Genomic DNA, 18,858 nt, shown 5'->3' with positions numbered 1-18,858 from the left:
CCGCTGCGTCCGACCGCTGGAGGGTTCCGGTTTGAACATGACCGTCCGCCGCGCTGTCGTCACGGCCGTCCTGCTGGGCATGCTGCTTCCTGCACTGGTGGTCGGTTTCTACCTGGCCCGCGTCTCATACGCCGACAAGCTTCGCAGCGAGGTAGCTCTGACTTTGCAACACGATGCCGACGTCATTGCACTGGGTGTGCGCGAAAGCCTGTGGGCGCTCGACAGCGAGTCCGCTGCAGCGCTGGTCGAAGCCGTGATGAAGGAGTCAGCGCTAGTCACCGTCGAGATTCTCGACCCCCACCTCGGCCGCTTCGTATTCCGCGAATTTCCGGAGCGCCGCGAGGGCGTGGTGCACGTTCTCGAGCGTCAGGTCATGCACCGTGGTGAAACTATCGGCCGGGTGCGCATCGAACTCTCCGAAGCGCCTCTGCGCAGCGCCCTGCTCAACCAGATCCTCGGTTTTGCCAGCCTGCTGGCGCTGCAGGTGATCATCAGCGTCATACTGATCCTGGTCGTGCTGCAACGCCGTGTCGGCCGCCCGCTGCTGAGGCTCGGTGAGGAAGCGGTATCGCTGGCGCGGGGCGAACTCGACAAGCCGATCATTCCCTCACGCCGCGACGAAATCGGCGATGTAGAAGCCCAGCTCGAGGTCACTCGCCAGGCACTGCAGGGCTTGTTCCACACACTGGAGCAGAAGAACCGGGCGCTGGAGGTCGACCTGCGCGAACGCATGCGGGTCGAGGCGGCCCTGCGTGATCGCGAACAGCGTCTGCGCACCCTGGTCGAACAGAGTCCATTGGCAGTAATCGAGTTCGATCTTGGCTGGCACATCCTGGACTGGAACGAAGCTGCCGTGCGCATCTTCGGTTGGCGCCGGGAGGAGGTGCTCGGACGCCATGCCGGCATGCTGGTGGCCAACAGCAAGGACGCACGCGATAATCTGAGCGTTAACCAGCTGCTCGAACGCAGCGTGGCCAGCCCACACATCAAACTCGCCTGCAAGCGTTCGGATGCAGCCGGCGTAACCTGCCAGTGGTACAACAGCCTGATCCGCGACAGCGCCGGCACCGGTCAGCGCATCGTCGCAATGGTTGAAGACATCACCGAGCGTCAACGCTCGGACGACGAAATCCGCCGACTCGCCACTGTGGTACGCCTGACCAGCAACCTTGTGGCCCTCACCGACGCCAGCGGACGCATCGAATGGATCAACCATGCCTTCGCCGAACGCTGCTCCGGCCACGCTAGCGAGGTACGCGGACAGGCGCTGGTCGACGTGCTGCAGGCCCAGGAGCTGACAGGCGAAACTTCGCGGGCCTCGGCCATCGAAGCGGCAATGAACAACGGGCGCCATCTGACCGAACTGGAGATGCCCTGCCGCGGGCAGGACGGGCAGAGCTTCTGGGTATCCCTGGAGTTGCAGCCGCTGCGCGACGACAACGAACAGATCATCCAGTGGGTTGCCCTGATGACCGACGTCACCGAGCGCCGTCACACCACTGATGCGCTGCGGGCCATTGCCCGCCTTGGTGGCGAACTGAGTCCGGGCATGTTTCTCGAGCAACTGCTTGGCGTGATCGCACGCGGCTGCGGGGCCCAGGCCGCCTATTTGGCTACCCATACCCGCGACGGCGTGGACATCAGTGCCAGCCTCTGCGCACCGGGCTGGTCGCTAGTGGGGGGGCATCACCCGGGCCGTACCACGCTGGCCGCCTATGCCGAGCGCACCGGCGCCCTGCTCCTAAATACGGGGGCCTATGAAGCGATATCACGCGACGCCGTGAGCTGGGGCTGCAGCCTCACCCAGGCCCTGATTCTCGAGCCCGTGGTGGACAGCCAGCAGCAGGTCAGCGGCCATCTGGCCCTGCTTTTCGACTCCCCTCTGGTTGCCACCGAAGCAGCCCAATCCCTCGCCGCACTCGGAGCGGCACGCGCCAGCACCGAGTTCCAGCGCCTGCTGACGCTTGAAGCGCTGCGTCACAGTGAGCAGAAATTCTCATCGATCTTCCAGTACTCGCCGATCCCGATCGGGGTCCTGCGCCGCAGCGACAGCGTCTGCCTCGACGTGAATCCGAGCTTCCTGCAGAACTTCGGCTACCCGCGCAATGAGGTCGTCGGTCAACCTGTTCTGGCCACCCCGATCTATACCGATCAGCGCGAGCGTGAATGGGTATTGCAGTTGCTGAACGAGGCAGGCGAAGTATCGGGTGCGGACATGCGCCTGCGCACCTGCGACGGAGAGATCCGTGACTGCCAGATCTATGTACGCCAGATCAGCATGGATGAAGAGCCCTGCCTGCTGGTGGCCACCGTGGATGTCACCTCCCTGCTCGAAGCACAGCGTCAGGTGGAAGAGCTCAATCAATCGCTTGAGAAGCGCGTCACCGAGCGCACCCATGACCTGGCCACTACCAATGCCGAACTGGAAAAAACCCTTGAACGCCTCAAACGCACCCTGGACGAACTCGTGCGCTCCGAGAAGCTTGCCGCGCTGGGCTCGTTGGTAGCCGGAATCGCCCACGAACTCAACACCCCCATCGGCAACAGCCTGATGGTAGCCAGCACGTTGCACGACGTGAACCAGAGTTTCCGCGAACAGATGGAGGCCGGCCTGCGCCGCTCCACGCTGGATAACTACGTCGCCGAGTCCGAATCCGCTGCCGACATCCTGTTGCGCAACCTGCAGCGTGCTGCCGAGCTGATCAGCAGCTTCAAGCAGGTAGCCGTAGATCAGACCAGCTCACAGCGTCGCCGCTTCGAACTGGCGGAGGTCGTCAGTGAAATCGTCGTCACCATGCAGCCGGTATTCCGCAAGACCAGCCACAGCATCGAAACCGAGATCCCGGCCGGCATCAGCCTCGACAGCTATCCGGGCCCGCTCGGCCAGGTCATCGCCAACCTGCTCAACAACACCATCCTGCACGCCTTCGAAGGCCAGGAGCGTGGCACGGTACGGCTGCGCGCCGAACTCGATGGCGCCGGGGGGGTCATCTTCACCTGTCAGGATGATGGCATCGGGATTCACGCCAACAACCTGCGGCGCATTTTCGATCCCTTCTTCACCACCAAGCTTGGACGCGACGGCACCGGGCTGGGCCTGAACATCGTGCATAACATCGTCACCGGCATTCTCGGTGGCGAAATCACGGTGGACAGCAGCCCTGGACAAGGCAGTTGTTTCCGTATCTGCATCCCACTCAAGGCCCCCGCACAGGAGGACACGCTAGTGCCTCCCAAAGCCAGCGCAGCCTGATCAGGTGTGCGCGGCCCGGTTCACCCACATCACCCCGGCCACCACCAGCAGGCCACCTCCCAGGCTTGACCAGACCAGGCTTTCGCCCAGCAGCATCACCGACAACAGCACGCCGAACACCGGCACCAGATTGGTGAACTGCGTAGCGCGCGCTGCGCCGATCACGGCCACGGCTTGCGAATACCACACGAAGGCTAGTGAAGTCCCCAGCAGCCCCATGTAAGCCAGCGCCAGCCAGGCCTGCCAGCCCAATGCGGGCCAACCCGTCGCCACCAGCTCCCCACTGGCTGGCACGGCCAGCAGCAGGGTGCCGCACAGGATGGCAAAGAAAGTCATCGACAACGCCTCGAAGCCGCGCGCGTAGTAACGCATCACAAGGGTGTAGACCACCCAGGCCACCACCGCCCCGAAGATGAACAGCTCGCCCTGCCCCACCGCACCATGCAGCAAGCCCGCCAGATCACCGTGCGACACCACCAGCACCGCCCCGCAGAAGGACAGCAACACCCCGCTGATCTGCCGAGCTGACCAAACAGCGCGATTGAGCCATTGCACCGTGCACAGGGTTATCACTGGGCTGGCGGCCACCAGCAAGGCCGCGCGGCTGGCTGCTACCTGAGCGAGCCCGGCAAAGAAACCGGCGTTGTAAGCAAAGATGCCACTCGCACCCAGCGCCAGCGCGACACCCCACTGGCGCCGATCCGGCCAGTACAGGCGCTGACCTGTGCTAAGTGCATACAGCAGCAGGCCGAGCAGGGCAAAACAGAAACGCAGGGTCGCCGCCAGAAAGTGCGGCATGCTCTGGGCCAGGAAACGTCCCGCAATAAAAGTACCGCCCCAGAAAAAAGTGGTCAGCACCAAGCGAAGGTAAAGACCACCGGGCACAGCCTGCTTCATCTGCTCAGAGCTTGAGGCCACGTGGTTTGCGCCCGGCGCGGGCTGCAAAACGGTCATACAGAAAACTCGGCAACGCGGCCAGCAGGCGCGCCACGATGGCCATCTGCCAGGGAATCGTGGCCCGCGCGGGTGCGCGCTCAATGGCCCGGATGAAGCGTCGGGCGGCCTCGTCCGCATCAATGATGAAGGGCATACGATACGTATTCACATCGGTCATCGGCGTCCGGATATAGCCGGGGCGGATTTCGCTCACCTTGACTCCCGTGCCCCGCAACTCGACCCTCAAGCTCTCCAAATAGCGGCTGGCGGCCGCCTTGGAAGCACTGTAGGCCCCGGCACCAGGCAGACCACGCACCCCCGCCACCGAGGAGATACCGACCAGCTGACCGCGCCGCTCACGCCGCATCGGCACAATAAAAGGCTGAAAGGTAGCCACCATGCCCAGCAGATTGGTGCGCAGGATACCGTCGAACACAGCCAGATCGCCCTGCTCCTCGCTGAGCGTGCCAGCAGACACGCCCGCGTTGGCAATCACGACATCCGGCACACCAAACCGCGCCATGAAACTGCGTGCGGCAGCAGCCAGCTCCTCAGGACGGGCCACGTCAGCCACCAGCACCAGATGTTCGCCCGGCAGGCTGGCGCACAAGGCTTCGAGCGCCTCGCCACGGCGCCCAAGCAAGCCCAGGCTCGCCCCCCTTGCGGCATAAGCGCGCGCCAGTGCGGCGCCGATGCCACTGGAGGCGCCGGTGATGAAGACCTTCAGACTCACTTGCCGGCGCGGACCTTGGCGATCAGGCCATCCACAGTGCTCAGGCCAGCAGGATCACCGCCTTCAACCAGATACTTGCCGGCCACCACCAGATTCGGCACCGACATGACCTTGTAGCTCACCGACATCTGTTCAGCACGCTTGTACTGAGCATCCACGCTGAACGAGCGCCAGGTGTCATTGAATTTCTTGACGTCCACGCCCTTCTTGGCGAGCCAGTCATTGCGCACCTTTTCATCTTCCAGACGGATGCGATCCTTGTGTACCGCCTCGAATACTGCCGGAGTCAGATTGTCAGCTTGTCCCAGGGCACTCAGGGTGATGTACAGACGCCCCAGTGCGGCCCATTCGGCACGCCCGAAAGAAACCGGCACCTTCTTGACCACCACGTCCGGCTTCTGCTGGGCACGCCACTTAACCAGCAGGGGCTCAAAATTGCTGCAGTGCGGGCAGCCGTAGGAAAAGAACTCGATCACTTCGATCTGGCCGGCCGGTAGGGTTGGCTGCGGCGGGCTGAGTTCCTTCACGCCCTCGGCATGAGCAATCAGGCTGGCACCGGCGAGAAGGCCGGCGAGAAGGACTTTGAGGGTGCTACGACGTTGCATGCTGGGTCTCCGGATAGGCTGGGATGAGTGCGGTTCAGGGCTTGGCCTTGACTACACTGGCTTCGATTCCTTCTGTGAGCAAACGGGCGCGCATCGCGTCCGTTGCATCAGGCGTGGCGAAAGCGCCAAGCCTCACGCGATAGAAAATGCCCTTCTCGGACAGATCTACGCGCTGAACGTTCGATTCGATGCCGAGCAAAGCCAATCTGGCCTTCAGATTGTCGGCGTCAGAGGGATTCTGGAAGGCGCCAGCCTGCAGGAAAATCTTGTCCGCAGCAGGCGCCTCCGCCGGCTTGTTGCTGACCGGAGCCGAAGCCGCCTCGCCACCAGGCAGAATCTTGTAGAAATCGTACTTGGGCTTTTCAACCGGTGCATCGCCCGGTTTTCCCGGCAGCGCGATCGGCGCGCTCTGGGCTGCCGGCGCACTGGCGGCAGGACGCGGCGCCTGCTCGACCTTGGTCACAAAAGGCTTGGGGCCGAAATTGATGTAGAGCGCCACGCCGGCAGCAATCAGCACGCCGATCAGCAAGCCAACCAGCAGCCCTGAAGCCGTACTGCCGCGCTGCGCGTGACGGAAACTGATTTGACTGGACATTCAGGAACCCCTGGGAAAATTTCGCCGAGTATAACCGCAGCTCATGCCCGGCTTGCGCCACGGGGCCGGGCGGCACCGCCACCCGGCACGAAAGCCACATTCAGCTGCGCTGCATGATCTGAGCGACGGTGGCCTCATACACATCATGGGCATCATCTTCTCGCAACAGATTGCTGCCCAGTTCGCTGACGATACCGTCGGCGAGCCCGTAGATCCAGCCATGCACGGCCACATCTTGACCCCGCGCCCAAGCGTCCCGCAGCACCGTGGTTTCACTCACATTGAGCACCTGCTCGGCCACATTGAGTTCGCACAGGCGCTCGCAACGCTGCAGCGGGTCGTCGATCCCAGCCAGCCAGCTGCGGTACTTGTCACGCACGTCCTGAACATGACGCAACCAGTTGTCCGCCAAGCCCACGCGAACGTTATCCATCGCCGCACGCACCCCACCACAACCATAGTGCCCCACCACCAGAATGTGCTTTACCTTCAGCACGTCGACTGAATACTGGATCACGGACAGGCAGTTCAAGTCGGTGTGCACCACCACATTGGCGATATTCCGGTGCACGAAAACTTCACCCGGGGCCAGACCGATGATCTCATTGGCCGGCACGCGGCTGTCCGAACAGCCGATCCACAAAAACTCCGGGCTCTGCTGCTGAACCAGACGGGAGAAATACTCCGGATCGTTATCGCGCTCCTTCTGTGACCAGGTGCGGTTGCGTTCGAAGAGTTCGCTCGGTGAAATGCTCATGGGCAGATTCAAAAAAATAGACCGGGTTCGGATTCTAACGCGGCCCGAAAGTTCAGGCCGCGACAGCGGCCTTCTGGAGCTCGACCAACTGCGCAATACCCGCACCCGCCAAGGCCAGCAGACTGTCCAGCTCGGCACGCGCAAAAGGCGCGCCTTCTGCCGTACCCTGCACTTCGACGAAGCCGCCACTGCCCGTCATCACCACATTCATGTCGGTATCGCAGGCAGAATCTTCCGGGTAATCCAGATCCAGCACCGCTTCGCCCTCGAACACGCCCACCGAGATCGCTGCCACCCAGTCCTTCAGTGGGCTGTGCGCCAGCTTGCCGGCAGCCACCAGTCCCTGCAAGGCATCGTACAGCGCCACACAGGCGCCGGTGATAGAGGCCGTGCGCGTCCCGCCGTCAGCCTGCAGTACATCGCAGTCGATGGTGATCTGACGCTCGCCGAGCGCCTTCAGATCAACCACCGCACGCAGACTGCGGCCAATCAGACGCTGGATTTCCTGGGTGCGGCCACTCTGCTTGCCCTTCGCCGCTTCGCGGGCCATGCGGGTGTGCGTGGAGCGCGGCAGCATGCCGTATTCCGCAGTAACCCACCCTTCACCCTTGCCACGCAGGAAGGGCGGCACGCTCTCTTCAACGCTGGCGGTGCACAGCACCTTGGTGTTGCCGAACTCGATCAGCACCGAGCCTTCGGCGTGGCAGGTGTAATTCCGGGTGATGCGCACATCGCGCAGCTGGTCGGGGAGGCGGTTGGAGGGGCGCATGATGGAATATCAGAATTGTTGAAAGGTAGAAAACAGGCGGCGCAAAGCGTTTCGCTTCGATTGCGCCCTACGAAAACGCCAAGGCTGTAAATGAGGCAGCCGGCGTAGCGAGCGGACGGCGACTGAAAGGAGAAGCGCAGCCGTACTAGAGTACGGCGAGCATCGCAGTTTCAGGCCCCGTTCGCGCAGTAGCCGGACGCCTTATTTACCCGGGTCGAACTTGGAATACTTCTGGATCGCGAGGTTGATCTCGTCGATCGCCTTCTCGATATCCGAGTCGCTCAGGCTGCCAGCTTCATGATGGCGGCCCCGGGCGAAACCTTCCATCTTGGTGGTGATGCCATCGGCCGGCATGGTCTCGGTGGAGATCGTCGAAGCCTGCTCATCGGCGTAATCATCATGCCAGCGCATGGACAGCATCGACAGGTTGTCACAGGTCAGCCCGCCCTGGCTCTCGGCCAGATCCAGCAGGCGGGGCGAGGTATCGAGGATATTGCTGTCGCCGAGACGGTCGATGAAATCCTCATTGGTGAGATTGCCCCACACTCCGTCGGTACACATTACGAGCAGGTCGTTAGCAAACAGCGGCACCGGCGAGGAAAACTCGATCTGCGGTGAGTGGGTGCCGCCCAGGCAGCTGAAGATACGGTTGCGCGCCGGATGGCGGGCAGCGGCCTCTTCGTCGATCAGGCCCTGATCAAGCATCATCTGCAGACGCGAGTGATCCTTGGTCTGCTGGGCAATCCGGCCACGGCGGATCAGATAAAGGCGCGAATCACCGGCGTGCGCCCAATACGCCACGCTGTTCTGGATCAGGCAGGCAACGATGGTGGTGCGTGGCGCTTCCGGCAGGCTTTTGTCGAAGGCGTAGTCCTGGATTGCGGCATGGGCATTCCCGAGGCAACGCGAGAGGAACATCAGTTCGTCCTGCACCAGCGGCTTGGCCGCACGCTGGAAGGACTCGATGATGTACTGCACAGCGATCTGGGCAGCAATCTCGCCGTGCAGATGCCCCCCCATGCCATCAGCCACCACCAGCAGCAAGGATTCGCGTGTATAGCTGTAGGCCACCCGATCCTGATTGTTGGGGCGGGCACCGGGGCGGCTTTCCTGGTAGATCGTGAACTTCATGCTTTACCTGTAAGGGCTCGCAGGCGGTGCATCACCTTGCCGAGCACGGTCGTAGGTGCCTCATGGGCGATGAAGCGGGTACGGGTGAGGAGTTCCTTCTGCAGTGCATACACGCTTTGCGGGCGTTGCAGCGGATCGAGATTGAGGCACCAGTCGATCGTCTGCAGCAGATGAGGGGAGTACTGACCGGGCCAGCGTTTGACGGCCGGCTCCATCAGGTCTTTCTTGAGGCGTTCATCCGAGCGCTGGGGTGCGACACCCGCCAGGCAGGCATACATCGCCGCACCAGTGCTATAGATGTCACTCCAAGGACCGAGGTGTTCGCGATCATTGAACTGCTCGGGCGGCGCAAAACCCGGGGTATACATCGGTTTCAACATCGGCTGGTCCTGCGCCAGGGTCTGGCGGGCAGCGCCGAAATCGAGGAGCACCGGCGTGCCATCGTTACGCAGGTAAATGTTGGAAGGCTTGATGTCGAGGTGCAGCAGCTTGTGCGAGTGCACTTCACGCAGGCCATTGAGCATGCGGGTGAACACGCCGCGAATGAAACGCTCCTTGATATGCCCCTTGTTGCGCTGGATGAAGTCCTGCAGGGTACGGCCGCGCTCGAACTGCATGACCATGTACACAGTGCCGTTGGCGCGGAAGAAGTTCAGCACCCGCACCACATTCGGATGCATCAGCTTGGCGAGCGAGCGCCCTTCCTCGAAGAAGCACTTCATGCCGTAACGGAAGGCGGCCTGATGCTCCTCATCAATCTGCGGCTCAATCTCGCCGCCCTTGCGCAGCGCCAGCGAGTTCGGCAGGTATTCCTTGATCGCGACCGGCTTGCCGTCCTGATCCGTCGCCAGATAGACGATCGAAAACCCGCCCAAGCTGAGCTGTTGCTCGATACGGTATTGCTCCAGCTGAAAGCCGGGCGGCAGGGCGCTATTAACTTGAGACGGCATGTATCCGGGCGTTATGATCCGCGTTCAATCAATTCTCAGGCTTTGGCTGCGGCAAGTAAAGGCGGTCGCCTGTCCAGGAAAGTTCCCATGGTATTCAGCATGACCGGCTACGCCGCGCTTTCGCGCGACGTGGGCAAAGCTTCTCTTCAGATCGAACTGCGTAGCGTGAATTCCCGCTACCTGGATCTGGCGTTCCGCATCGTCGAAGATCTGCGCTTTGCGGAGCCTATCGTCCGCGAACAGATCAACGCCAGCGTATCACGCGGCAAGATCGAATGCCGCATGAGCTTACAGGCGGTGGCAAGCGGAAACAGCGGGCTTTCCATCAACGGCGACATGCTGGAACAATTGCGCGTCGCACAAAACCGGGTCCGTGAAAGCTTCCCGGATGCCAGTCCGCTGTCCACTGCAGAGATCCTCCGCTACCCTGGCGTGCTCGCCGAGGAAGGCCTGGATCATGAGCGCCTCACCGCTGCCGTGCATGAGATTGCCCGCGCTGCACTGGGCGAACTGCGCGCTTCGCGGGCCCGCGAAGGCGAGAAGCTGGTGGCCATGCTGCGCGAGCGTGTCGGCCTGATCCGCGAGCGCGTGGCCGTAGCCGCCCCAATCGTGCCAGCCGCCGTAAGCGAATACCGCGAGAAGCTCACCACGCGCCTGCGCGAAGCAGTGGCCTCGCTGGACGAGGACCGTATCCGCCAGGAAGTGACCCTGTTTGCGCAACGCGCTGACGTGGCCGAAGAAATCACCCGCCTGAACGCCCACCTTGACGAAGTCGAACGCGTACTCGGCAAGGGCGGTGCCGTCGGCAAGCGCCTGGACTTCCTCATGCAGGAGCTCAATCGCGAAGCCAACACCCTCGGCTCGAAGGCCGTCTCGCCTCAACTTACGGAGATTGCGGTCGATCTCAAGGTCTACATCGAGCAGATGCGCGAACAAGTGCAGAATCTGGAGTAAGCCATGTCCGGTAGCCTCTTCATCGTCGCCGCGCCTTCCGGTGCCGGCAAGACCACCCTGGTGCGCGCCCTCCTTTCGCGCGATGCGGCCGTGCGCCTGTCTGTCTCCTTCACCACCCGTGCACCGCGCGAAGGCGAGGTGAATGGCGTGCATTACAACTTCACCAGCTCGGCCGACTTTCTTGCCCGCCGCGATCGGGGTGAATTCCTGGAGTGGGCCGAAGTTCATGGCAATTTCTACGCCAGCTCGCGCCCCTGGCTGGAGGAACAGCTCGCCGCCGGGCATGATGTGTTGCTGGAAATCGACTGCCAGGGTGCGGCCCAGGTGCGCAACATTTTCCCGGACGCGGTGAGCATTTTCATTCAACCACCGAGCTTCGACGTGCTCGGCAAACGCCTGCGCGGGCGTGGTACGGACAGCGAAGAAGTCATCGCGCAGCGCCTTGCGGCGGCCGAGGACGAAATGCGTCAGGTAGATCACTTCGACTACGTTATAATTAACAATGACTTGCAGGTCGCGCTCGACGAGCTGTGCTGTGTCGTGCGCTGTGCACGGTTGCGCACCGCAGTTGTCCGAGCGCGCCACCCGCTGAGTTTTCTCCCCGCTGTTTGACGAAAAAGGATTCCGCCATGGCCCGCATCACGGTCGACGACTGTCTGCACATGATCTCCAACCGCTTTGAACTGACCCTGGCTGCAACCTACCGCGCCCGCCAGCTCACCGCCGGCAACACCCCACTGGTGGAAGCCGGACGCGACAAACCCACCGTCGTGGCCCTGCGTGAAATCGCTGCCGGCAAACTCGGCCGCGAACTGCTCACCCGCAGTCAGTCCTGAGCCCCACAGGGGCCTGTCGCCAGCACCCGGAGAGCAATCGATGGAGCCCAGGCCTCTTGCCCCACTCAGCCCGCCGCAGCCGGCCCTGCCCACCTCGGGCATGTTCGGCGCAGCGGCTGACAACGGCTTCGACGAAGCCGTAGAGTTCGCCCGCCTGCGTACCCAGGCTGCACGCTATCTCAAACCCGAAGATGTCGAACGTCTCGAAGCTGCCTTTGAGCTGGCTTCGCATGCTCACGCCGGGCAGTTCCGCATCAGCGGAGAGCCTTATGTCTTCCATCCGCTGGCTGTAGCGGAAACCCTAGCCCAGTGGCACCTCGATGCCCAGGCCCTGATCGCCGGCCTGCTGCACGACGTGATGGAAGATTCGCACGTCACCAAGTCCGACATCGAAGGACAGTTTGGCAAGACGGCCGCGGAGCTGGTCGATGGTGTCTCCAAACTCGACCGCATCGAATCCCAGACTTATCAGCAGGCCCAGGCCGAGAACTATCGCAAGATGTTCCTCGCCATGGCCCGCGACGTACGCGTGATCCTGATCAAGCTGGCCGACCGCCTGCACAACATGCGCACGCTGGACGCCGTGCGGCCGGACAAGCGCCGCCGGATTGCACGCGAAACGCTGGAAATCTTCGCTCCAATCGCCAATCGCCTGGGCCTCAACACGCTCTACCGTGAGCTACAGGAACTGGCCTTCAAGAACACCCACCCGATGCGCTATCGCGTGCTGGGCAAGGCTCTGCGGGCCGTGCGTGGGGATCAGCGCGAGCTGATCATGCGCCTGATGACCAGCATCCGTGAACGCATGCCGGTCTGGGGCGTGGATGCCGAGGTGTATGGGCGCGAGAAGCATCTGTTCGGCATCTATCGCAAGATGCTCGAGAAACGCCTCAGTTTCGAGCAGGTGCTGGATATCTACGGCTTCCGCATCCTGGTCAAGGACATCCCCGGCTGCTACCTCGCCTTGGGCGCCCTGCATGAGCTTTACAAGCCGGTGCCGGGCAAGATGAAGGACTACATTGCCCTACCCAAAGCTAATGGCTACCAGTCCCTGCATACCACGGTGATCGGCCCCAACGGCCTGCCGGTGGAAGTACAGATCCGTACCAACGAGATGCACGCCGTAGCCGAATCCGGCGTGGCTTCGCACTGGCTGTACAAGGATGGCACGGCGCAATCCCTGTCCGATCTGCAGCACAAAACGCACAACTGGCTGCAATCCCTGCTCGAGCTGCAATCCACCTCGGGCGACTCTTCCGAATTCCTCGAGCACGTGAAAATCGACCTGTTTCCGGGCGAAGTCTTCGTGTTCACCCCGGCCGGGCAAATCCGCAACCTGCCGCGCGGCGCCACCGCCGTCGATTTCGCCTACTCGGTTCATACCGATGTGGGCAACCGCTGCGTGGCCTGCCGCATCAACGGCGAGCTGCGCCCTCTGCGCAGCGAGCTCAAGAATGGCGACCAGGTCGAAATCACCACTGCCCAGCATGCCCACCCGAATCCGGCTTGGCTCTCGTATGTACGCACTGGCAAGGCACGGGCCGAGATCCGCCACTTCCTGAAGACCGTGCATCAGGAAGAGGCCACTCATCTAGGTGAGCGCCTGCTCTCGCAATCTCTGCGGCACATCGGCCTGCACCTGTCGGATATCGGCACCACGGCCTGGGATCGCTTCCTGAAGGAGTTCTCGTGCAAGCTGCGCGAGGAGATCTTCACCGACATTGGCCTTGGCAAGCGCCTGGCCGCGATGGTGGCGCGGCGCCTGGCCGACCTGCAGGAGGAGAAGGCCATCAGTGACGGCGAAACACCGGCCCGCCCGCGCACCCCCACTCCGGTGCTGATCCAGGGTGGCGAGGGCATGGCGATACAGATGGCGCGCTGCTGCCGGCCAATCCCGGGCGACCCGATCGTGGGCCTGCTGCGCAAGGATCAGGGGCTAGAAGTACACCTCAACGATTGCCCGGTGCTGACCCGCAATCACTCCTCCGAGCGCGACCGCTGGGTGGACGTGGAGTGGGAGGCTGGCGGCGATCGCCTGTTCGATGTCGGCATCCGCGTGCTGATCCACCATCGCCGTGGCGTGCTGGCCCGCGTGGCCTCGGCGATCGCCGATCAGGAAGCCAACATCCAGAATGTGAACATGGAAAGCGAGCATGGTGGCGATACCATCATCCACTTCACCATCCAGGTAAAGAACCGCCCGCATCTCGCACGCATCATGCGCGCGGTGCGCCACATCCCGGATGTGGTGCGCATCGTGCGCGACCGCAACGGCGACAAAGCCGCCGAAAAACGCTGACCCCCAAGAAACAGAGAGAGAAGACCATGCCCTACGTTTCCGAATTCACCCAGTTCATGAACAGCTGGCTCGAGCAGCATCCGGAAGAGCTGCAGGAAAAGCAGAAAGGCCGCGCCCTGTGGTGGGACAAGCCGCAAGCGCCCGCTGAGCAGCAGGCCAATGCCGAATCGAAAGTGGCGCAAAAAGCCTATCCGTATTTCTCTCAGGAATGATGTTTGCGGGAGTGGCAAGTCGGGCCTCATACGCTCCGATCCACTGCTCCCCATGCCCGACACCGCATGCATTTCCCCCGCCTCGCCATCGTCGACCTCGAAACCACCGGCGCCGACCCCAGCCGTGACCGCATCACCGAGATCGCAATCCTTGTCGTTGAGGACGGAGAACTCATCGAGCAGTGGAGCAGCCTGGTCAATCCAGGCATGCCGATCCCGGAACGCATCCAGGAACTGATCGGCATCACTGACGCGATGGTGGCCGATGCGCCGGGCTTCTCGGCGCTAGCCGAGAGCGTGCGCGAGAAGCTCGCGAATGCCGTTTTCGTCGCCCACAACGCACGCTTCGACTACAACTTCCTGCGTGCCGCCTTCGAGCAACTGGGTCTCGCCTGGGATGCACCGGTGATGTGCTCAGTGAAGTTCTCGCGGGCCCTCGACCCGGAGTTCGCCAAACACGGGCTGGATGCCATCATCGCGCGCCATGGCTACACCATCGATGCCCGCCACCGCGCACTGGATGACGCGCGCATCGTCTGGCAATTCCTGCAGGACGCACGCGGGCGCGCCGACAGCGAACGCCTGCAGCGCGCCTGGGACAAGGCCTTTGCCACCAGCAGCGTGCCACGCCTGCCGATCGGCGATCTCGAAGCCCTGCCGGACAGCCCCGGCGCTTACGTCTTCCGCTCCACCACCGGGCAGGTGCTGGAGATTGGTCGCGCTCGCGATCTGCGCTCACAGGTGCTGGGTTTCTTCACCGCCGGGCGCGCCAGCGCCAAGAACAAGAAGATCGCGGCAGCAGTGCATGACGTGGCAAGCTTCCCCTGCGCTGGCGAATTCGGCGCCCAGCTCAAAGAGTTGCAGCTAGCCCGCGAATTGCGCGAGCAGCCGGCCACTGCCGCGTTTGGCTGGCGCTGGCTGCGCCACAGCCTGAAAGCGCCGGTACTGGAACTGGCCGATCTGAGCGGCACGGACCCGGCCGGCTGGACCGACATCTCCGGCTGCTTCCGTGGCGAACGCGAAGCACGCACCGCGCTGCAGGAGCTGGCCCGCCAACACAAGCTGTGCGCCAGCCGGATCGGTCTGGAAGTGGGTGGTGGCCCTTGTCAGGCAGTACATCTGGGGCGTTGCCACGGCGTCTGCGTGGGCCGCGAAGACACCCGCGTACACGATCTGCGCCTGGCGACCGTGATGGCAGCCCTGCGCCTCACGGCCTGGCCCTGGCGTGGTGCTGTACTGCTGGCGGAAACCCATGAAGGCACTCAGCGCAGTGAAGTCCAGGTCTTCGATCACTGGTGCCGCCTCGGCAGTGCCTGCGACGAGACCACTCTGGCCGAACTGCTGGCCAGCCCACCGCCCCGCCGCTTCGATGCCGACGTCTACCGCATGTTGACGCGTTGGCTCAATGTGCCCGGCAATCAGGCGCGCATCCAGCCGCTCTGAGACTCAGCTGGCGCGGGCGCGCCACACCCCGAACGCGCCCAGCGCCATGCCCAGCAGGGCCAAGGCTCCGAGGCGTTCGTCAAACAGTAGCCAGGCGCACAAGGCCGTCACGCCCGGGGTGAGATAGAACAGGCTCGTCACCTTCACCACCGAGCCGCGCCGGATCAAAAGATTCAGCACGCTGATCGACGCCACCGACAGCATCAGCACCAGCCACAGCAGCGCGAACCAGAAACTACTCGTCCACTCGATGCTGCGCGGTTCAAAGCTGAGGGCCAACGGCAGGGTCACCAGCAGGCTGGCGGCAAACTGGATCACCGCCCCGCTGCGCAGATCGAAATGCGGGCAGAAACGCTTCTGGTACAGCGTGCCCAAGGTGATGCCCAGCAACGCAATCACCGCCGGCCACAATGCTGACCATTGCCAGGCCTGATTGAGGCCGGGGTTGCGGCTATTGCTCACCACCAGCAGCACACCGATGAAACCCAAAGCCAGGCCTTGCCACTGGCGGCCAGTGACCCGTTCGCCCAGCAGAATGCCAGCCGCCAGCGCGGTGAGGATGGGTTGCAAGCCCACGATCAGGCTGGTCAGCGCTGCTGGCAGACCTTGCTGGATGGCCACGAAAACCCCGCCCAGATAGGTCGCCTGGATCAGCACACCCGCCACCGCAATGTGCAGCACCCGGCGCGGATCGCGCGGCCAGGGCGCCCGGAAGATCAACGCCGCCAGCCCCATGAAGACGATCACCAGCACATAGCGGGCGCTCAGGAAATGCAGAGCATCGGCATAAGGCAGACCAAATTTCGCACCGATGAAACCGGTACTCCAGAGCAGGACGAAGACGGGGGCCAGCAAACGTTCAAGCATGATGATTCCGGTTCAGGATTGGGTCAGCAGCAGCACGCCCAGCGCAATGCAACTTGCGCCGAGCAGGCGGATGGGGGCATCGCGCTCGCCCAGCAGATGGCCGCCCAGCAAGGCAGCAAAGAGCATCGACAACTCACGCGCCGGTGCGACCTGCGACAGCGGCGCCATGGTCGCTGCGTACAGGACCATGACATACGACACCGGAGAAATCGCGCCGACCAGCAAAGCCGGCTTCCACATCTGGCGCCAGTACGCCGGCAGGCTCATCACGGCTTCACGCTGCGTCAGCAGCATCAAGCCCAGCAAGAGTGGCAAGCGCGCCAGGTTCCCCAGGTAGTCGAGCAGGATCGGCGACACCGCTGCATGCTTGACGGCATAGCCATCCAGCAAGGAATAGGCGCCAATGAAAATGCCCGTCAATACGCCGTACGCGAGACCGGCGCGCAGCCGTGCCTGCTCGGACACCGAATCGGTTTGGGCGCGCAGCCTGCTCAACAGGGCGGGGCCCCCCGCAATCAGCAAAGTGCCGCCAACAATTCCCGCCACCCCGAACCAGCCCAGCGCACGCAGGCTCTCGCCCATGAAACTCGTTGCAACGAGTGCCGTGATCAGCGGCCCGGTGCCGCGCGCCAGGGGGTACACCACCGACAGATCACCCAGCCGATAGCCCCGCAGCAGGCACAGGTAATAGACGATGTGAAGCACGCCACTGGCGACGATCAGGGCCCACTGCAGCGCTCCGTAAGCACCGGCATCGCGCCAGGCCATGAAGCCCCCCAGCGGTGCCCACACCACGGCCAGCGTCAGGCAGGTCAGCACGGCAAAGCGGGCGTCGCCGCCGGATTTCTTGGCAATCAGATTCCAGCTGGCATGAATCAGAGCGGCCAGCAGAACGAGCAGCAACGGGGTCAGGGGCATTCGGCTTCCAAACAAAAGGCGGCGCAGAATGCGCCGCCTTCCGGGCAAAGCATGAACGAGGGATCAGGCTTCGTCCATCACTGCGGACGTATACACATCCTGCACGTCGTCGAGGGATTCCAGCGCATCGAGCAGCTTCTGCATGCGCACGCTCTCCTCCGCCCCCAGTTCGGTTTCGTTCAGCGCCTTCATGGTGACTTCGCCGAATTCAGCCTTGAAGCCTGCAGCCTCAAGCGCCTCCTTCACCGCCGTGAATTCCCAGGGCCCGGTGATGACTTCGATCGAACCGTCGTCATTGGTCACCACATCTTCGGCACCGGCTTCGAGGCCGGCCTCCATCAGCGCATCTTCATTCGTGCCCGGGGCAAACAGCAAGGTGCCGCAGTGCTTGAACTGGAAGGCCACGCAGCCATCGGTGCCCATGTTGCCACCGTACTTGGAAAAGGCATGGCGTACATCCGCCACGGTGCGCACCTTGTTGTCGGTGAGGCAGTCCACGATCACTGCGGCGCCAGCAATGCCGTAACCTTCGTAGCGCGCTTCTTCATACACCACGCCTTCGAGCTGCCCAGTACCGCGCTTGATGGCGTTTTCGATGTTGTCCTTGGGCAAGGACTCGGCCTTACCCTTTTCCACGGCCAGGCGCAGGCGCGGATTGCTGCCCAGGTCGCCGCCGCCCAGTTTGGCGGCAACAGTGATTTCCTTGATCAGCTTGGTGAATACCTTACCCCGCTTGGCATCCTGACGCCCCTTGCGGTGCTGGATATTGGCCCATTTGGAATGACCGGCCATGGTGCTCCCCTGTTAAATTAGGCTGGATTTGCAAAGGTCCGGATTATACAGCCGCCTATCAGTCAGCCAGCCGAAGGAGCAGGGGTTCCCTGCTAGATTCAGTTCATCCGCCGGAGAAAGTCATGAAAACCCTGTTCCACCTGTTCGCCAGCCTGCTGCTGTGTCTGGGCAGCGCCCAAGCGCTGGCCGCCCCCACCGTTAACTTCAGCTTCGCCGGCTGCACCGACGGCATGAATCGCCCGGTCGCCAGCAAAGCAGATCCGGCCCTGCCCCAACTGGTCGACGTCCTGCTGCTGGAAGGCAACCGGGTGATCGCCTACAACCCGAGCCTGATGCCGCAATTACTGCCCGAAACCCGCGCCTTCTTTTATGCCCACGCCTGCGCGATCACCCGCCTGGGCCAGCCGATTGATCGCGAGCGCAGTACTGAGCAGGTCAAGCGCGCCGACTGCTGGGCCTTCGACACCCTGCAACGCTCCGGCCTGCTCAAAGGCAACGCCGGTGTCGAAGCCATCCAGAGCGATCTGGAGCTCTCGCCGGAAGTCTGGCCGCTGGTGCCGGGCCCGGCACGCAGCCTGGAACTCGCCGGCTGCTCCGGCGCCCAGCCCGCCAAGGCCAAGGCAAAAACAAGCGGTAACGCACTCAAGCTCGATGCGCCGAATGCCACGCCACAGTGGAACAACTGCACCCTGGCGTGCGGCAACAAGCTCTACAGCTGTGGCCGCGCCGCAAACTGCCAGAGCGCCTTCGAACAATGCACGGCGAGCTGCAAGGAATAGCCGCTCGTATCCTCCCGGTTTCCCCCCTT

The 18,858-nt window shown here is 62.9% G+C and carries 19 protein-coding genes; 8 read left to right on the top strand and 11 right to left on the bottom strand.

Going from position 1 to position 18,858, the window contains the following annotated elements:
- The first annotated feature begins 37 nt into the window (after positions 1–37).
- Positions 38–3,253 (top strand): PAS domain S-box protein, encoded by a 3,216-nt coding sequence (locus C0V76_RS02010; RefSeq protein ID WP_101940676.1) that lies wholly within the window; start codon positions 38–40, stop codon positions 3,251–3,253.
- On the opposite strand, the gene C0V76_RS02005 is transcribed toward C0V76_RS02010, so the two are convergent.
- From C0V76_RS02005 to C0V76_RS01970, 8 genes are all read right to left on the bottom strand, one after another.
- Entirely contained in the window at positions 3,254–4,171 is a 918-nt protein-coding gene (locus tag C0V76_RS02005) for a DMT family transporter (RefSeq protein ID WP_158239109.1), read from the bottom strand.
- Entirely contained in the window at positions 4,155–4,922 is a 768-nt protein-coding gene (locus tag C0V76_RS02000; RefSeq protein WP_216821621.1) for an SDR family oxidoreductase, read from the bottom strand. The genes C0V76_RS02005 and C0V76_RS02000 overlap by 17 nt, the downstream gene beginning before the upstream one ends.
- On the bottom strand, positions 4,919–5,527 hold the full coding sequence (locus C0V76_RS01995) for a thiol:disulfide interchange protein DsbA/DsbL (RefSeq protein ID WP_101940674.1): 609 nt from the start codon (positions 5,525–5,527) through the stop codon (positions 4,919–4,921). The genes C0V76_RS02000 and C0V76_RS01995 overlap by 4 nt, the downstream gene beginning before the upstream one ends.
- A 34-nt stretch (positions 5,528–5,561) precedes the next feature.
- The gene (locus tag C0V76_RS01990) at positions 5,562–6,122 is read right to left on the bottom strand and encodes an SPOR domain-containing protein (protein WP_101940673.1); all 561 of its coding nucleotides are present in this window, start codon (positions 6,120–6,122) and stop codon (positions 5,562–5,564) included.
- Positions 6,123–6,222: 100 nt separating this feature from the next.
- On the bottom strand, positions 6,223–6,879 hold the full coding sequence (gene can, locus C0V76_RS01985; protein WP_101940672.1) for a carbonate dehydratase: 657 nt from the start codon (positions 6,877–6,879) through the stop codon (positions 6,223–6,225).
- Positions 6,880–6,931: 52 nt separating this feature from the next.
- Positions 6,932–7,648: a ribonuclease PH gene (gene rph / locus C0V76_RS01980; protein ID WP_101940671.1), complete on the bottom strand. Its 717-nt coding sequence runs from the start codon at positions 7,646–7,648 to the stop codon at positions 6,932–6,934.
- A gap of 201 nt (positions 7,649–7,849) precedes the next feature.
- Positions 7,850–8,779 (bottom strand): PP2C family serine/threonine-protein phosphatase, encoded by a 930-nt coding sequence (locus C0V76_RS01975; protein ID WP_101940670.1) that lies wholly within the window; start codon positions 8,777–8,779, stop codon positions 7,850–7,852.
- Positions 8,776–9,729: a serine/threonine-protein kinase gene (locus C0V76_RS01970; RefSeq protein ID WP_101940669.1), complete on the bottom strand. Its 954-nt coding sequence runs from the start codon at positions 9,727–9,729 to the stop codon at positions 8,776–8,778. The genes C0V76_RS01975 and C0V76_RS01970 overlap by 4 nt, the downstream gene beginning before the upstream one ends.
- 87 nt (positions 9,730–9,816) lie before the next feature.
- On the opposite strand from C0V76_RS01970, the gene C0V76_RS01965 reads away from it, so the two are divergent.
- The 6 genes from C0V76_RS01965 (at position 9,817) to C0V76_RS01940 (ending at position 15,473) form a co-directional block, all read left to right on the top strand.
- The gene (locus tag C0V76_RS01965; protein ID WP_101940668.1) at positions 9,817–10,683 is read left to right on the top strand and encodes a YicC/YloC family endoribonuclease; all 867 of its coding nucleotides are present in this window, start codon (positions 9,817–9,819) and stop codon (positions 10,681–10,683) included.
- 3 nt (positions 10,684–10,686) lie between these two features.
- The gene (gmk, locus tag C0V76_RS01960) at positions 10,687–11,295 is read left to right on the top strand and encodes a guanylate kinase (RefSeq protein WP_101940667.1); all 609 of its coding nucleotides are present in this window, start codon (positions 10,687–10,689) and stop codon (positions 11,293–11,295) included.
- Between the two features lie 17 nt (positions 11,296–11,312).
- Positions 11,313–11,519 carry a DNA-directed RNA polymerase subunit omega gene (gene rpoZ, locus C0V76_RS01955; protein WP_101940666.1) on the top strand — a complete coding sequence of 69 codons (207 nt, stop codon included), beginning with the start codon at positions 11,313–11,315 and terminating at the stop codon, positions 11,517–11,519.
- 100 nt (positions 11,520–11,619) lie between these two features.
- A complete protein-coding gene (locus C0V76_RS01950) occupies positions 11,620–13,818 on the top strand; it encodes a bifunctional (p)ppGpp synthetase/guanosine-3',5'-bis(diphosphate) 3'-pyrophosphohydrolase (RefSeq protein ID WP_101941017.1) in 2,199 nt (732 codons plus the stop codon).
- Between the two features lie 26 nt (positions 13,819–13,844).
- Entirely contained in the window at positions 13,845–14,030 is a 186-nt protein-coding gene (locus tag C0V76_RS01945; RefSeq protein ID WP_101940665.1) for a DUF3460 family protein, read from the top strand.
- Between the two features lie 66 nt (positions 14,031–14,096).
- Positions 14,097–15,473, top strand: a complete 1,377-nt coding sequence (locus tag C0V76_RS01940) for an exonuclease domain-containing protein (protein WP_101940664.1) — start codon at positions 14,097–14,099, stop codon at positions 15,471–15,473.
- A 3-nt stretch (positions 15,474–15,476) separates the two neighbouring features.
- Here C0V76_RS01940 and C0V76_RS01935 read toward each other — a convergent pair whose 3' ends face one another.
- From C0V76_RS01935 to C0V76_RS01925, 3 genes are all read right to left on the bottom strand, one after another.
- Positions 15,477–16,340, bottom strand: a complete 864-nt coding sequence (locus C0V76_RS01935) for a DMT family transporter (RefSeq protein ID WP_101940663.1) — start codon at positions 16,338–16,340, stop codon at positions 15,477–15,479.
- A gap of 12 nt (positions 16,341–16,352) precedes the next feature.
- Positions 16,353–17,258, bottom strand: coding sequence for an EamA family transporter (locus tag C0V76_RS01930; protein WP_101940662.1), 906 nt, complete (start codon positions 17,256–17,258; stop codon positions 16,353–16,355).
- A 63-nt stretch (positions 17,259–17,321) separates the two neighbouring features.
- Positions 17,322–18,050 carry a YebC/PmpR family DNA-binding transcriptional regulator gene (locus C0V76_RS01925; protein ID WP_101940661.1) on the bottom strand — a complete coding sequence of 243 codons (729 nt, stop codon included), beginning with the start codon at positions 18,048–18,050 and terminating at the stop codon, positions 17,322–17,324.
- Between the two features lie 122 nt (positions 18,051–18,172).
- Here C0V76_RS01925 and C0V76_RS01920 point away from each other — a divergent pair, with 122 nt between their 5' ends.
- Positions 18,173–18,829: a hypothetical protein gene (locus C0V76_RS01920; protein WP_101940660.1), complete on the top strand. Its 657-nt coding sequence runs from the start codon at positions 18,173–18,175 to the stop codon at positions 18,827–18,829.
- Positions 18,830–18,858: the final 29 nt, after the last annotated feature.

Source organism: Uliginosibacterium sp. TH139, from assembly GCF_002855595.1.
GTDB classification, from domain to species: domain Bacteria; phylum Pseudomonadota; class Gammaproteobacteria; order Burkholderiales; family Rhodocyclaceae; genus Uliginosibacterium; species Uliginosibacterium aquaticum.
Note: the sequence above shows the minus strand (reverse complement) of the source record. Positions and strands in the feature narration are given on the sequence as shown.